Here is a 15,566-nt window from a genome sequence, read left to right as displayed (position 1 = left end):
TGTGTGAATTTTGGACATCAGACCCCGTATGGGCTTCGCCATATAATTCTTACACTCGCACATGACCCTTATATTCGCCACATCACCCTTATAGGGTTATATCGAAGCCCAAGGGGTACATCCAAGCATTGCGCGCCCTCGACGGCATTGACCTTCCCCTCTGTTCGAGAGGAACGCGACTGGGACTCATGCCAGCCGCGACGCTAACCTCCAGCAACTTTCGGAAATCAAGCCGACTGGGAACCCGTCCCGCAGGTCCCGCGCATCCATGAGCCGTTGCCTCTCCCCAACCGGACCGGCCGCGACCAGAGCTTAAGGAGGCGTGATGCCAACCCGCCCGATCCGCCTGCTTCTTGCCGACGTCGACGGCACTCTGGTCACGAGCGACAAGGTCCTCACCGACCGCGCCGTCCGTGCGGTCCACAAGCTCTACGACGCCGGCGTCCTCTTCGCGGTGACCAGCGGGAGACCGCCCCGCGGCATGTCCATGATCATCAAGCCCCTGGCGCTGGCCACTGAACTCGCCGCCTTCAACGGTGGTCTCATCGTCAACCCGGATATGACCGTTGTCGAGCAGCAGGTCATTCCCGCGGAGGTGGTGGCCCCGGTCGTCGCGCTGATGGAGTCGTTCGACCTCAGCGTCTGGATCTACCGGGGTGCCGATTGGTACGTCCGCGACGTGAAGGGACCGCACGTGGATCGCGAGAGCTGGACGGTGCAGTTCGCGCCCACGCTCGTTCCCGGCTTCGACGGGCTCGAGCAGGGCACCGCCAAGGTCGTCGGGGTCAGCGATGACCACCAGGTCGTCGAGGCGGCCGCGGTCGCAGCTCGCGCGCAGTTCGGCGACCATGTCTCGGCCGCGCGCTCGCAGCCCTACTACCTCGATGTGACCCATCCGCAGGCGAACAAGGGCGGTGTCGTCAAATACTGGTCCGCCAAGCTCCGGATTTCCCCCGAACAGATCGCCACGATCGGCGACATGCCCAACGACGTACTGATGTTCGCCCACTCGGGACTGTCCATCGCGATGGGCAACGCCAGCCACGAGGTCCAGCGCGCGGCGAGGCGGGTTACAACGAGCAACGAGGAGGAGGGCTTCGCGAAAGCGGTCGAGCAGTTCATCCTATGACCCGCGTCACCGCATGCCCGGGCCTGGCGCCCCTGAGCCTGAGACCTGGCCTGGCCTGGCCTGGTCAAGGAGGAGGACCGTAAGCGTCCAGCATGAGAAACAACGTGTCGCCGAGGCTGCGGCCCAGCTGACAGAGGACTTCGTCGAGCAGGTGCCACGCCTGTCCGAGCGGCACCACTCCACGATGAGCGAGCGGACCGTCCGCCGGCGGAACACCCCCAGCCCCGCGCCTGCACGGCCTCGCCCCACCAGCCAGTGGCCGACGAGCACGCCACTCGACAGACCGCCCGCCCATGGCGCGTAGGAATGCGGTCCGCGCTGCTCCCCGGGCACGGGCCGGCTGCGGCAGCTCGGTGTGCGCCACCGACACCGAGCGGGCAGGGTGCCAGTAGCGGTGCCACCACAGGCGCGACAACCGCCGCGAGCCGTGCCCCCGATGCGGCAATGTCCTCCGGGCCTGCGCTGCGCTACAAGCGCACGCCGTGCACGTGCCGCGGCTCGGCCAGCAGACCGTAGATGACCAGCACGGACACCAGCATCGTGAGCAGAGACCAGAAGGGGTAGACCGGAAGGAAGATCATCTGACCGACGAGACAGAACGCTGCCAGACAGATGCCCGTCAGCCGCGCCGCTCTGGAGCCCACGAGCACGCCGAGACCCGCCAGGGCCATTACGATGCCGATGGCGACCCAGATCCAGCCCCAAGCCGTGTAATTGAAGATGAGCAGCCTGTTGCCTCCGGAATAGACGGTCGAGTAGTAGCCGTGATTGAAGATCGCCACAAATCCGTTGAGCAGGTTGAAGAGGGCGCTGACCAATAGCAGGATTCCGGCGAAGGCCACCCAGTGCGATCGCTCCATCGGAGGCACGGAATCGTCTGGTGGATAGGTTTGCTGCTGCATGGGGTCCATGAGATCCAGCACCACCTCATCCCGCAATCGGTAGTGGCCTATGAGTGTTGCGCGGCCGCCTGTGCTCTCGGGTACCCGCGGGCCCATGGCCCTGTCCGCGGCTCCGAGAGGCGCCCGTACACGGCCTGCCGAACAGTGGATTGCGTCGGAACCTTTGGGATGGGACAGTCATGGACCGCTGCCCCCCATCGCCAAGCACGGTCTGGTGGGCGATCTGCAGACCGCCGCCCTGGGACGTACGGCGCTTTCGGGAAATCCTTATGGAGCACCCATTGCGCCCCCGCCGAAGCAGGTCGGCGGGGGCATGGGGAGGACGGCTCAAGGGTGTCGTGTGGTCAGAGGACGCCGGCGAACCGGAGGAAGTCCGCGATCGTGCGCACTGGCCTACCGTTCGGGAGCAGGACGCCCCGCGCGGGGCTCCAGCTCGTCTGGTTGGCGTACGAGCCGGGGTCCTTGCGGATCTGGCCGATGACGGTCTCGGCGACGATGCGGCTGCCGACCTCGCCGAGCCGCCGGCCCAGCTCCCTCACTTCGGCCTCCTTCAGCACGTAGAACCACAGCGGGGTCCTGTCGAACAGGCCACCCGCCTCCAGGGCGTTCTTGACCCCGTCGCTGGTGCCCTGCTCGAGTTCCGCGCGGCTGAGGGGTGCGATTCCGAGCGCCTCGGCCACCGCCTGTCCCGTGGGGGCGGCCAGCCGGTAGCCGCGCAGAAGGTTGCGCTGGGCGAGCTGCTTGAGCAGTTTCTTGATCCGGTCGGCCAAGCCCGGGTCGTTGCCCTCGTTGCGCAGGTCGGCGAGCGGTGGCGCGAGCCTGGTGTCGATGAACCGCGCGAAGCGGTTGGCGAGCGGACTGTTCTTGTCGACCATCCGGTCCCACTCCGCCGGCCAGTTCGACGGGAGCGTCGACAGCGTGCCGACGAAACCGCCCCTGCCGGTGAACTGGAAGAGTTGGTCCAGCGTGGACACGGGGGCCCTGTCGCCGGGGCGGCCGAAGTTGCGGTTCCAGTCGTAGGCGCCGCGCACCATGCTGTGGCCGAAGCGGAAGGCCGCCACCGCGAACTCGATCGGCATGTAGATGCCGCGACGGTCCAAGTCGAGCAGGTTGCCCTCCGCGGTGTTCACGAGGTCGACGACGTCGGGGCGCGCCACGGTGTGCAGATAGTCGTGCACGCACAACCACTGGTAGGTCCACCGGGTGAGGTCCCTGGCCCGTCGGAAGACCTCGGCGTCCGATTCGAACTCGGGCTCGTTGTCGCGCACCCAGTCGACCGCCGCGTTGTGGAACCGCAGGAACGCCACATGCAGTTGGGCCACCACCAGGTTCTCGTCGTTGCGCGTGTCGCCGACGAGCGGGGTGCGGTCGGCCTTGCGCGGCAGATCCCGTTCTGTGTCGTCGACCGGAGGGATCAGCGCGCCCACACTGGAGGGAACCGGCGAGAGCAGGCCCAGCCGGAACTTGATCCCGTCGTAGGGGACGGCGTCCTTGCCCGCCACCGGTGCCGCGAACGGCCCGTCGCCGTAGACGGAGTCGAGGTTCAGTGCCGGGATCCGCAGATTCTCCAGCTTCTTGACCACTTCGTCCGGCGGCACGGGCGGCAGGTTCTCATCGGTGATGCTGATCACCAGGTCACGGTCGGTCGCGGCCGTCAGATCGTGGTCGACGAACTGGCCCCAGTAGGTGTAGATCGGCGGAATCGGCGAGTTGAGCTCCGGGGCGCGCACCTCGTCCGGGGTCTCCACCATCGCCGAGCCCAGGTCGAGCAGCGCTTTGACCACCGTTGTGACGTCGTCCTGCGGCAGATGCCGCTCCGGGAACTTCTTCGCGAGGTCGGTGAACAGGTAGTCGAAAGCAGTGGTACCCACGTGCGCCGCGACGTCGGTGGACTCCTGGACCACCGTGCTGCGCGTGCTCAGGCTTTCCTGGGTCTGGGCGGTCTTCTCCGCCTCGTCCGCACTGTCGAGAATCGCATGCCCGCCGTGCGTGAGGTTCGTGATCACCCGCCGGAACTGTCCCTGCTCAGCCATGCCCTGCCCCTTTCCGGTCGAAGAACACGCGAGTATGTCCGAACGCTCGCACCACGGCTTCGGGGAACTCCCTACCTCCGCCCGGGACATGCGCTCCCGCATTCTTGAGCAGCACACCCGCCGGAACGCCTACGCCACCTGCCGAGTCGGCGGCGCCGGATGCACCCGGCAGGTCCTACGCGCCATGGGCTCACCGCACGGACAGCACCGTACGGAGGCCGTCGTACGGCTGTCCCGACCGTCCACGCCGATCACCCTCCCGGGGGCACCCTGGAGAAATCACGGACCGCCGCAATGGAGCGGCAGGCGTACGGGGGCGTCATGGAAGAACCAGTGATGACCGGCGGGCCGGCGGGCGGAGCGGCATGCGATCCGGTCCGCGTACCGGGCAACTCGGGTGTGCGCCGGCCCACGCTCGCCTCGGCGCACGGGCCGTACTGCGACGTGGCTCCCGCCGCGCCCGACGAGGTGGCGTCCGTCGCAGGACCCGTTGCCCTCGTCGGCCGGCGCGCCGAACGAGACCTGGTGAACGGCCTGGTGGACGCCCTGCCACAGCGGGGCGGCGCTCTGCTGCTGAGCGGTGAACCGGGGATCGGCAAGAGCATGGTGTTGCGCCACGCGGCCGCCCGCTGCCAAGGCGCCCGCGTGCTGTGGGCCTGCGGAGTGGAGTCGGAAGCCGTGCTGCCGTACGCGGTGGTCGCTGATGTGCTGCTGCCGCTCCGCGGCCACTTCGGCGAGCTGCCGCCGGCCCAGCGGAGAGCCATTGAGGGCTGTCTCGCGCTCACGGATGTGGCCGAGCCGAACCCGTACGCGGTGTGCGCGGGCGCGCTCGGCGTGCTGGCCGCAGCCGGGGAGTCGGGGCCCCTGCTGGTCCTCGTCGACGACCTGCACTGGGCCGATCCATCGTCACGCCAGGTCTTGCAGTTCGTGGCCCGGCGGCTGGCCACGGAGCGAGTGGCCCTGGTCATGGCGGCGCGCGAAGGCCCGGAGGAGGACGGGATCCAGGAAAGCGTGCCGCACACCACGCTGAGGCCGCTGACGGACGACGAGTGCTGGACGCTGTTGCGGCGGCAGGCGCTCGACCGGGCGGATCGGGCGGCAGGCCGGATCGTACGGCTGGCGCGGGGCAACCCCTTGGTCCTGGTGGAGTACGCGGCGGCCCTCAACCGGACCCGAGCGTGCGGAGCCGAGCCGTGGGACGACTCATGGGAGGCGCCCGGGCCGCTGGTGGAGCGGGCGTGGCGCGGACAGTTGCGCATGCTGCCGCCGCGCAGTCGAGAGGCGCTGGTGTACGTCGCCGCCAGCCGAACCCCGCAATGGCCCCTGCTGCCAAGGGCGTTGGCGTCCGACGGACTCACGACCGCCGATCTGGACGCGGCCGAGGCGGCCGGGCTGGTACGGATGCGGGACGGCGCCTGCGAGCTGCGGCATCCCGTGCTGCGGCCAGTGGTGCTGGGACAATGCCCCACGGTCCGGCGGCGGGAGGTCTACCGCAGACTGGCCGCCCTGAGTTCGGGCGAACTGCAGACCTGGTACCTGGCTGCCGCCGCCCCCGGCCCGGACGAATCGGTCGCTGCTCGCCTGGTGTCCGACGCCCGCCAGGCGCGGCAGCACGGGGCGTTGGCGGCTGCCGCGCCCGCCTGGCGTCGTGCTGCCGAGCTGTCGCCGGACTCCGCAGACGCGGCCCGCCGACTGTTCGAAGCTGCGCACGACGCCTTCTACGGCGGTACGACGCGCGACGCCGCCGAGTGGTGCGAACAAGCTCTGTCGCACAGCCGGGACCCGTTGCTCACCGCGGACATCGAGTTGTTGCGCGGCCAGGCCTGCACCTGGCTCGGAGATCCGGGCCGCGCGCACCGGCTGCTGGTCGGCGCGGCCCGGACGGTGGAGTCGGTGGACCGCTCGCGTGCCTCTCAGCTGTACGGGGCCGCTGTGGTGCCCGCGACGATGGACGGACAGATGCGCGACGCGTGCGACATCGCCGCGCGCTGCGAGGAACTGGCGGACGGCACCCGCGGCACCCGGCGTCGACAAGCCGCCGTCATGCGCGCCCGGGCACAGGTTCTGGGCGGCGACGTGAGCGAAGGCCGTACGACCCTGCGCGCGCTGCTGGAGGAGACGTGCGGCCGAACCGGCCCTGACGAACGTCAGGTGACGATGGAGATCGCGCAGGGCCTGTCCTGGACCGGCGACGGGGACCTCGCCCGCCGCGTACTGGACACGGTGATCGAGGGGATGCGACGCGACAACTCCCCTGCCCTCCTGCCGTACGCGCTGCTGGCGCGGTGCCAGGTGGAGATGTGGTCGCGCTGGCCGATGGCTCGCGCGGACGCCACCGAGGCGCTGCGCTGGGCGGAGGAGTTCGGGCATCTGGCGATGACGGGTTACGCGTTGGTCCAGCTCGCGCGGCTGGACGCCCTTCGCGGCGACTTCGCGGACTGCCAGGAGCGTGTGGCGCAGTACGAGCGCTGGTGCGGCAGTCGACTGCGCGGCCTGGGCCTGTTCGCACGCGGTGCACTCGGTACGTCCGCACTCGCCGCCGGTGATCCGCAAGCAGCGCGTACGCACCTGGAGGCAGCGTTCGACCTGGCGGACGAGATGGGACTTGTCAATCCCACCCTCATGCCGTGGGTGGCCGACCTCGCCGAGGCCTGTCTGCGCACGGGGGCGAGGGAGGGGGCCGTCGCGGTCGCGGACTGGCTGCGGGAGCGCGACACGGCGACCGGTCTGGCGTGGCCGGCGGCCGCGCACGCCCGATGCCGGGTGATGCTCGCGCGGTCCGCCGAGGAGGCCGCCGACTGGCTGGCCGTCGCGGAACGCGTCCATGCCGGCAAGGAGATGGTCTTCGAGTCGGCTCGGACACGGCTTGTCGGAGGAGAGGTGCTGCGCCGGTTCCGGCGGCCGTCTGCGGCACGGGAGCCGCTGCTGCTCGCACAGCGGACGTTCTCCGCGCTGGGCGCTGTTCCGTGGGCGGTCCGAGCCGAGGCGGAGGTCGCGGCGGCGGGGCACCGCTCCGCCGCCCACGGGAAGGAACCGCCTCTGGTGGCTCTGCTCACGCCGCAGGAGCTCCAGGTGGCGCGCGCCATAGGTGAAGGTCTCAGCAACGTGGAGGCCGCAGCGTCGCTCTTCCTGTCCCGCAAGACGATCGAGGCGCATCTCACCCGCGTCTACCGCAAGCTGGGCGTCCGTTCACGCTCGGGCCTGGCCCGCTGCCTGGCCCATGCCGGGGTCACCGGGTAGCGGGCCGTAGTTCGCAGCCCCGAGGTCGGCGGCCCCTCCACCTCCTGATCCAACCGAACAGGCCTGACGGCGTTGCGGGTTGAGGGATCGGGCCGACGTCGGCCTTTGGGACCGCCCGGCACATGGAGGGCGGCGTGCCGCGGACGATCCGGCCCCCTCAACTTGGCACCCCCGCCCCGGACATGGCACCCATCCAGGGCATCGCGAACCGAACGACACCAGTCTCAATTGATCACTGGGAAACAAGAACGACATTCGGGTGATCAATAGCGGTGATGATCTGCGTGCTGTCCGGCGTCGCACCCGACCTGGCGTTCGCCCTCCCCGTGCGGCGTCGATCACGCACGAAAGGATCCGCCGCATGTCCATACCGAGTCCCCGCCGCCCGAGACGGGGCCGGGCCGCAGGCCGGGTGCGGGTAACCGTCGCCGCCCTCGCCCTGAGTCTTCCCCTGACCGGCACCTCCATGGCGGCATCGGCCACCCCCGAGCCCGCCGCCACCGTGACCGGCTCCGCGGCCGACCGCAGCTGGTCCGTCACCGAGTCCGGCGACGGCTACCACCTCACCCTGGAACTGATCGACCCGCTGCCCGTACGCGACGCAGTCCCCGAGATCGCCGTCGACGGCGCCTCCCTCGGCTACGCCCGGCAGACCGCCGACGGCCGCACCCTCACCCTGGTCACCACCGACCCGCGCGCGGCCCACCCGGACGACGTCCAGGTCGCCTGGAACGGAACCGCCGACACCACCACCTTGTCCCGGCACGCGCCCAAGGGCACCGGCCGCCCGGGCAAGCCCACCGCCGACGCGGCCGCACTCACCGCCGCCGCCACCGCGCAGGGCCCCTACACCGTGGCTCGCGCCGACTACGACTTCGGCGACACCGCCGCCACCCTCAGCGGCCTGAGCGATCGCAGCGTCGAACTCCGCGCCGCCGTCTGGATACCGACCGACGCCAAGGGCGAACGCCCCGTCGTGCTCTTCCTGCACGGCCGCCACTCCGCCTGCTGGAACGCGGACACCGCCAAGACCAACAACACCGCCTGGCCCTGCCCCGACGGCTACCAGCCGATCCCCAGCTACCTCGGCTACAACGACGCCGCCCAGACCCTCGCCTCCCAGGGCTACGCCGTCGTCTCCATCAGCGCGGACGGCATCAACTCCCAGGACGCCTCGTACACCGACGACGCCGGCACCCTCGCCCGCGGCCAGCTCGTCCTCGACCACCTCGACCTGCTCGCCCGCGCCGACAAAGGCATCGCGCCCGGCATGAGCCCTCTGCTGAAGGGTCGTCTGGATCTGTCCCACGTCGGACTCATGGGCCACTCCCGCGGCGGCGAGGGCGTGGTGAAGGCGGCGCTGCTCAACGCCGGCCGCGCCCACCCGTACGGCATCGAGGCAGTGCTCCCGCTCGCCCCCATCGACTTCGGCCGCGAGACCCTGCCGGACGTGGCCATGGCGGTCGTCCTGCCCTACTGCGACGGAGACGTCTCCAACCAGCAGGGCCAGCACTTCTTCGACGACACCCGCTACTCCGGTGCCGACGACGACGTGCTGCGTTCCTCGCTCATGGTGAGGGGCGCCGACCACAACTTCTTCAACACCGAGTGGACGCCCGGCGTCGCCGTCGCCCCCGCGAGCGACGACTGGTCCGCCTCCACCGACGCGGTGTGCGGCAGCGGCTCGTCCACCACGACCCGACTGACGGCCGCCGAACAGTCGGAGGTCGGAACGGCCCTGATGTCCGGCTTCTTCCAGCTCACCCTGGGCGGTCAGGACCGCTTCCTGCCCTTGTTCGACGGCAGCCAGGGCACGTCGACGACGGTCGGCGCGGCCACCGTGCACACCGAGGTCCAGGCGCCCGGCCGCAGCCGCTCGGACATCGCGCCGCTGACCGGCCCGTCGCCCGATGTCACCGTCACCGGCGGTACCGGCACCTACTGCGCCGGCTTCACCGGCCGCCCCACCATCAGCGCCCTGGGCGCCTGCACCACCTCCACCTACACCTCCCGCTTTCCGTCCTGGACCCCCGCCAACTACGCGGGCAACGTGGAGGCGACCCCGCTGCTCCACTTCACCTGGCCGGACAGCGCGGAAACCCGCGCCGAGGTGGTCGTGGACGTGCCCAAGGGCTCACGCGACGTCCGCCGGTACGACAGCCTCGCGTTCCGCGCCGCCGTCGACGAGACCGGGCCGGACACCGACCTGACCGTCCAGCTCACCGACGGCCAAGGCCGTACGGCCGCCGTGGCCGTCTCCTCGCTCAGCGACGCCCTGAAGGGCAACCCGTCCTCCGGCACCAGCACCCTGCTGCCCAAGACCTGGCTGCAGACGGTGAGTTGGCCGCTGCGTACGGCACACGGCGTCGACCTGTCGGACATCCGCCGCATCACCCTGACCGCCCCGGCCACGGCGGGCGGTGTCTACCTCTCCGACGTGGCCTTCCAGACCGTCCGCGCCGACAGTGGCGGACCGAGCGACCTGCCGCAGGTCTCGGTCGCCGCTGCCTCGGCCGCCGAGGACGCCGGCACCGTCCCGGTCACCGTCACCCTGTCCTCGGCCTCCCGCACCCCGGTCACCGTCAACCTCCAGTCCGTGGCCGGCACCGGAACCCAACTCGCCACCGCCGCACGGAAGATCACCTTCCCGGCCCGCACCACGTCCCGCACAGTCCGACTGCCGGTCGTGGACGACACCGTCGTCCAGTCCACCGCGGACACCGTCTACAAGATCTACGTCTCGGTGCCCGTCGGCGCAGTGATCGGCCACAACTACGCCCGTGTCACCGTCCACGACGACGAGTCCACCGCCTGACCCACCCCGAACGCGCCCCACCGCACCGGGGCCCACGAAGGTCGCGGTGCGGCGGGTACCGCGACGGCTGCCACGGCCGAAAGACCTCGGACGGTCCGCCGGGGGGTCGGAGGCATACCTGTCCTGGGTGGTCGACGAGACGCATCCGCAGTAGGGCGGGCACGCCACCCAGCGCCTCGCCCCTCAGCGAGCCTGCACGCCAGGACGGCTCACGACGCGAACGCGGAGCAGATGGCCGGCCAGATCGTGCTCCGTGTCAGGGAGCCCGGCGGCGATGGCCTGCGCCCGCTGACGCCCCATGGTGTTCGGCTTGGCCTCCGCTGCCACTGCAAAATGACGGGACCTCGCCGCCGCCAACGCGCTCGGGCACGCCCTGCACGCCCCCATCTACGACGGCACGGACGACCGCCCGGCCTGACCGGGCCGCCCCTGGTCGGAACCGTGGTGACCGCTCTCAGCCTGGTGCCGCTGTTCGTCCTTGCCGCCAAGCGCGCACCGTCTCCCGCAGCACGCATGGTCACGCAGCACAGCGAAACGCACGACAAAGCCGCCGAGCGCCAAGGCGCCCGCCACACCGCCGTGTGACGTCCGGTAGGCACCCCCCACCCCTCCCGGCTTCCGCGCTCCGCATCTTGTGCTCATGGGTGTTACTGGCTGCAATATCTACAGTGCTGTGGATGACGGCTGGTCAGGGGGACCCATGTCGTACGTGGGGGAATTGGCGCTGGCGGACGGCAGCGTGCTGCTGGTCGAGGTGCAGGGGGAAGCGCCGCCAGGCGTCGACCGGGTGGGACGGCTGGCCGACGGTCTGCGCCAAGGCGCCCAGTCCCTGGACGAGGCGCTCTCCGGGGTACGCCCGGCCCTGCAGTCGGTCGTCGACACGGTCCGGGGACTGGCCACCGTACCGCAGGCCGTGACCGTGCAGTTCGGCATCACTGTTGTGGCGGGAGCGGGAGTCGTGGTGGCCAGGGCGGCGACCGAGGCCAGCTTCACGGTGACCGCGACCTGGGACAACTCCGCTTCCTCCAGCGCGGCCGGCCCATCATGACCAGCGCCGTCGACCGCCTTGCGCCGGCGGTCGCGAGAGTGCTGGCGCCGGACGGCACCGTCGCCGGAGCCGGCTTCCTCATCGCGCCGGACACCGTGTGCACCTGCGCGCACGTCGTCGCGCAGGCGCTCGGCACCGAGCACGCAGAGCGGTCCCGCGACCTCCCCGACGGCACAGTCACCCTCGACTTCCCGCTGCTGCATCACGCGTCGCACGCACAGCGGACCTACCCCGTCAGGGTCTCCTCCTGGGAACCGGTCGGCGAAGACGGCAGCGGGGACATCGCCCTGCTGCGGCTGCCCGAGGAACTCCCCCAGACAGTCCGCCCGGTGCCACTGGTCAGCAGCGGCGAGATGTGGGGGCACCGCTTCCGAGTGCTCGGTTTCCCGGCCGGCAGCGACCACGGCCAGTGGGCGCAGGGGCGCGTGCGCGACCGAGTCGGTGCCGGGTGGATCGCGCTGTCCGAGGAGTACGACCGGCTGCGCCGCATCTCCCGCGGATTCAGTGGGTGTCCCGTGTGGGACGAAGAACTCGGCGGCGTCATCGGCATGGTGGTGGCCACGGCCCGCGGCGAACGCGAGGACACCGCCTACCTGGTGCCGTCCGCCACGCTGGTCGAACTGCAGCCCGGACTGCGGCGCTGTCCGTACCGGGGTCTGGAGCCGTTCCGGGAGGAGGACGCGGAGTTCTTCTACGGCCGGGAGACGGATGTCAGCCGGGTGACCGACACCGTACTCCGGTACGCCTTCGTCACCGTCGTCGGCGCGTCGGGCAGCGGCAAGTCCTCCCTCGTACGCGCGGGTGTGCTACCTGAACTTCGCTCCCGGGGCTACTCGGTGACCGCGTTCCGGCCCATCCGGGGTGCCCGCCCCGTACGTGCCCTGGCACGGGCGCTGGCGGTCGAACCGGACACCGTGGAGGGACGCTTGACCGAGACCGCAGCGCTGCTGACCGAGGAACTCCTCGCTCGCAGCGGCGACCGGGGCCACGTCCTGTTCCTCGACCAGTTCGAGGAGGTCGCCGCCGCCGAGCCCGACGAGGCCCGCCGGCTGCTGGCCCTGGCCGTTGCCATGACCCGGGCCGTACACCCCACCTCCGGCCGTGCGCTCCGTGTCGTCGCCACTCTCCGGCACGGTTCGCTCGACGGCCTGGTCGAGCCGGGGATGGCCGGGCTGCTGAGCGAGGGCACGCAGATCATCGCGCCGCTCGATCGCCCCGCGCTGCTGCGCGCCATCACCGGCTCGGCCGGCCGGGTCCCGGGCCTGGCCTTCGAACCGGGGCTGCCGGAGCGGATCGTGGACGACGCGGAGGCGGAGCCGAGCTGCCTGCCGCTCGTTCAGTTCGCACTGACCCGCCTGTGGGAGAGCCGTCGGCACACCCTTCTCACGCACGCGGCCTACGAATCCCTCGGGCGGGTGGGCGGCGCGCTGACGGCCTATGCGGAACAGTCGGTCGCGCCCGCCCTGGCCGACCTCGGCGAGGACACCCTGCGCCGGCTCCTCGCCCAGCTGGCTCGCCCGGACGAGAAGTCGGAGTTCGTTCGGATGCCAGCTCGCCTCGACGGCCTTGACCGCCAACTCCGCAACGCTGCCCACGCGTTGAGCCTCACCCGGCTGGTGATCCTCAACCACACGGCGGAGGGCGAGGAGATCGTCGACCTTGCTCACGAGTCGTTGATCCGGCAGTGGCCCCGCGCCCAGGCCTGGCTGGAGGAGACCCGCGATTTCCGCGCCTGGCAGGAACAGGTGCGCGCGGCGACCGCCGTATGGCAGCAGAACAACCGGGACCCCGGGGCACTGATGCGCGGGGCGGTGCTGGAACGGGCCCTGGAATGGCGGACGCGGCGCGCCCCGGACATCGGCAAGGAGGAGCTCGCCTACATCGAACAGAGCGACTGGAGACGTCGGCGGGGTGTGCGACGGCTGCGGGTGACGACGGCGTGCATCGCGTTGCTGGCGCTGGCGGCGGGGGTGCTGGCGGTGTTCTCCTTCCAGAAGGCGGAGCAGCAGCGGGCGGCCAACGACCAGATCGCGTCACGGGTGTTGGCCTCCGAGGCCGACGCACGCCTGGGTACGGCTCCGTCGCAGTCGATCGCGCTGGCGCTGGAGGCGTGGCGGCGGTCGGACACTGCGCAGGCGCGGGCGGCGTTGCTGAACCAGTACATGGCGCTGGCGGGTACGACGGTGGTCGAGGACGGGATCGGCGAGAGCGGGAACAGCCACTTCGCTGCCTCGAACGACGGCCACGTCTTCGTTCAGGTGACGCCGCACGGGGAACGACGAACAGTCTCGGTCGTCACGGTGTCGGACTCGGGTACCGAGCGGGTCGTACGGCTCAGCGGGGTTCCACAGAAGGCCGACGCGGTCGACGTCAGCGACGATGGAGACCGCGTGGCTGTTGCGGCAGGCAACGGCGAGTTCGCGATCTGGGAACCAGTGGGGCACCGGTGGAAGCGCGCGGCGGCCGGGCGGTGGGCACCAGTGCGCAGCACCGAGGGCCTGTCGACGCTGCGCCTCGACTTCTCGCCCGACGGCCGACGGCTGCTGCATCTGGTGACGGGCGGCAGCGCGGAGTCGTGCGGCACGGCGAGCGGTTGGCGCACGGTCTGGACCACGGAGCCAGATCCCCGGCGCGTCGACAGCGTGACCGGTCGCCCGAAGGGCAGCCGCTGTGTGACCGACGCAGCCCTGGTGACCAACAGCGGCGACGTGGCACTCACCTGGGACGGCCCCCGGGCCGGCCGGGCGTCCGTCGGGATCGAGGCGCGCTCTTCGGGCGCGCCCCACTGGTCGCTGCCGGACGTCGCATCCGCCTCCTTCGCTCCGGGCGGCAGGGGAATCGTCGTCACGGACGGGGACTACACGATGACCGCCGCGTACCTGCTGGACGAGGCCGGGCGGCTGTCACCGCGCATGCCGACCGTTTCGGGCGGCGAGTCGAGTCCCTTCTCCGGCTGGTCCTTCGACCTCTCCGGCCGCTTCCTGCTCAGCTCGCGGTCCGACGGCTCGACCCCGGTTCTCGACCTTCGTGAGGACAAAGCGTACCAAGCCCATTCCCCGTCGGAGCAGTTCGGCTACACCGTGGGCCTGCCGACGGTCGTGGTGACGCGTCCGGGGGCCTCCCCCTGGCTGTTTTGGGGCGTCGGAAACGATCTCGTACGATCGGCCAGCGAACCCGTGTCGGCGGATTCCGGGGCAGAAGTGAGGAACTACGACAGCGAACCCATGCTGCTGACGGACGACCATGCCGTCTATGCGAAGACGGAGTCCGAGTACGCCAAGGAGTCTGTCCTGACCGTCGTGTCAAGGCGAACGGACGGACCGCGCACCAGATTGACCACCTCGTCGAACGCCGACGACTGGCAAGGCTCTGGCCCCCTGACCACCGACGACGCGTACTTCGGCTTCTGGAACACCGACGGACTCGGCTACTTCCGGCTGTCCGACCCCGCCCCCCGGATCCTCACCATGCCGCACCGGGGTCCCGCCCGGCCGGTCCTCGACGCGGCACCGCTGAGCAACTCCGACGTCGCAGTACTCACCGAGGACGGGCTGTACCGCTTCTCCCTCTCCGGCCGTCCGGCACTGCCCGAACTCATACCCGGTGCGCCGTGCGCCGCCCGCGGCGAGAACCCCCTGGCCCGCGAAACCTGCCTCGCTCTGGTAGCACGCCCGGAGCATCCGGGCGAGGTGGCCGTGCTCTTCGAGGACGGACGCATAGAACTGTGGCGGCTGCGGCAGGGAGCCACCCGTCGGCTGGGCGCCGTCGAGGCGGGCGTGGACACCAGTGTCTACGGAACCCTGTACGAGGAGGGCCAGATGGCGTTTCTGGGCCGCGGCGACGGACTGCTGGTGTCGTCCTTCGGATGGACGTCTCTGTGGACATTCGACCGCGCGGAGCCCGTCTGGTCCGTCTCCACACCGGACATCGACATGCGGGTGACGTTCCTGAACTCCGGTGTCTTTTACGCCACTTCCTACGGAGCGGACATCTTCCACCCGGTGAAGGTGAGCGACGATGCCGATCCGGAGATCGTGCCGGGCGTCTCCCCCGGAATCCTCGCCATCCACGGCCAGACCCTGGAGTACATGGTCGGATACCAGACCCTGAAGATCCCACTGCAGGGTGAGGACCTGGCCAAAGCACTCTGCGCCGTCCTCAACCATGAGTACAACCCCACCGACCTCAACAACATCCTCCACGGCCTCGGAGTGGACGATGCGGGCCGCTTCTGCCCCTGAAGCCGCAAACCTGTCAAGGATCGTGTCCCCGACGAGTGAGGCACCGATTCGGTGAGCAATCCGGAGGAACCGGCATCGCGCAAGGACGCCGCGGACGCCCCTGATGGGCCGGCTCGACCCTGACACCGGCCGATGACCGCCCGCTCTCGACGGTCACC

Annotated in this window: 8 protein-coding genes; 6 read left to right on the top strand and 2 right to left on the bottom strand. The window is 70.4% G+C overall.

Annotated features, from left to right (window positions below; genetic code table 11):
* Positions 1 to 325: 325 nt before the first annotated feature.
* A complete protein-coding gene (locus ACFY16_RS27740) occupies positions 326 to 1,129 on the top strand; it encodes a Cof-type HAD-IIB family hydrolase (protein ID WP_390649906.1) in 804 nt (267 codons plus the stop codon).
* A 467-nt stretch (positions 1,130 to 1,596) separates the two neighbouring features.
* Here the strand turns inward: ACFY16_RS27740 and ACFY16_RS27735 are convergent, their stop codons facing one another.
* Both ACFY16_RS27735 and ACFY16_RS27730 read right to left on the bottom strand, forming a co-directional pair.
* The gene (locus ACFY16_RS27735; protein ID WP_390649905.1) at positions 1,597 to 2,031 is read right to left on the bottom strand and encodes a hypothetical protein; all 435 of its coding nucleotides are present in this window, start codon (positions 2,029 to 2,031) and stop codon (positions 1,597 to 1,599) included.
* A 344-nt stretch (positions 2,032 to 2,375) separates the two neighbouring features.
* Positions 2,376 to 4,064 carry a heme peroxidase family protein gene (locus ACFY16_RS27730; protein WP_390649904.1) on the bottom strand — a complete coding sequence of 563 codons (1,689 nt, stop codon included), beginning with the start codon at positions 4,062 to 4,064 and terminating at the stop codon, positions 2,376 to 2,378.
* 321 nt (positions 4,065 to 4,385) lie between these two features.
* On the opposite strand from ACFY16_RS27730, the gene ACFY16_RS27725 reads away from it, so the two are divergent.
* From ACFY16_RS27725 to ACFY16_RS27705, 5 genes are all read left to right on the top strand, one after another.
* Positions 4,386 to 7,304: an AAA family ATPase gene (locus tag ACFY16_RS27725; protein WP_390649903.1), complete on the top strand. Its 2,919-nt coding sequence runs from the start codon at positions 4,386 to 4,388 to the stop codon at positions 7,302 to 7,304.
* 361 nt (positions 7,305 to 7,665) lie between these two features.
* Positions 7,666 to 10,119 carry a hypothetical protein gene (locus tag ACFY16_RS27720; RefSeq protein ID WP_390649902.1) on the top strand — a complete coding sequence of 818 codons (2,454 nt, stop codon included), beginning with the start codon at positions 7,666 to 7,668 and terminating at the stop codon, positions 10,117 to 10,119.
* Positions 10,120 to 10,563: 444 nt separating this feature from the next.
* Positions 10,564 to 10,704 (top strand): hypothetical protein, encoded by a 141-nt coding sequence (locus ACFY16_RS27715; protein ID WP_390649901.1) that lies wholly within the window; start codon positions 10,564 to 10,566, stop codon positions 10,702 to 10,704.
* Between the two features lie 115 nt (positions 10,705 to 10,819).
* Positions 10,820 to 11,167 carry a CU044_2847 family protein gene (locus ACFY16_RS27710; RefSeq protein WP_390649900.1) on the top strand — a complete coding sequence of 116 codons (348 nt, stop codon included), beginning with the start codon at positions 10,820 to 10,822 and terminating at the stop codon, positions 11,165 to 11,167.
* Positions 11,164 to 15,408: a trypsin-like peptidase domain-containing protein gene (locus ACFY16_RS27705; RefSeq protein WP_390649899.1), complete on the top strand. Its 4,245-nt coding sequence runs from the start codon at positions 11,164 to 11,166 to the stop codon at positions 15,406 to 15,408. The genes ACFY16_RS27710 and ACFY16_RS27705 overlap by 4 nt, the downstream gene beginning before the upstream one ends.
* Positions 15,409 to 15,566 lie beyond the last annotated feature (158 nt).

The organism is Streptomyces sp. NPDC001315 (assembly GCF_042896175.1).
Classification (GTDB): domain Bacteria; phylum Actinomycetota; class Actinomycetes; order Streptomycetales; family Streptomycetaceae; genus Streptomyces.
The sequence above is the reverse complement of the archived record's forward strand: the minus strand, read 5'-3'. Positions and strand labels throughout refer to the sequence as shown.

What these genes read in the sequence shown, in the direction of transcription:
- ACFY16_RS27740 (WP_390649906.1), top strand. Translation starts at nt 326, where the DNA reads ATGCCAACCCGCCCGATCCGCCTGCTTCTTGCCGACGTCGACGGCACT.
- ACFY16_RS27735 (WP_390649905.1), bottom strand. Translation starts at nt 2,031, where the DNA reads ATGCAGCAGCAAACCTATCCACCAGACGATTCCGTGCCTCCGATGGAG.
- ACFY16_RS27730 (WP_390649904.1), bottom strand. Translation starts at nt 4,064, where the DNA reads ATGGCTGAGCAGGGACAGTTCCGGCGGGTGATCACGAACCTCACGCAC.
- ACFY16_RS27725 (WP_390649903.1), top strand. Translation starts at nt 4,386, where the DNA reads ATGGAAGAACCAGTGATGACCGGCGGGCCGGCGGGCGGAGCGGCATGC.
- ACFY16_RS27720 (WP_390649902.1), top strand. Translation starts at nt 7,666, where the DNA reads ATGTCCATACCGAGTCCCCGCCGCCCGAGACGGGGCCGGGCCGCAGGC.
- ACFY16_RS27710 (WP_390649900.1), top strand. Translation starts at nt 10,820, where the DNA reads ATGTCGTACGTGGGGGAATTGGCGCTGGCGGACGGCAGCGTGCTGCTG.
- ACFY16_RS27705 (WP_390649899.1), top strand. Translation starts at nt 11,164, where the DNA reads ATGACCAGCGCCGTCGACCGCCTTGCGCCGGCGGTCGCGAGAGTGCTG.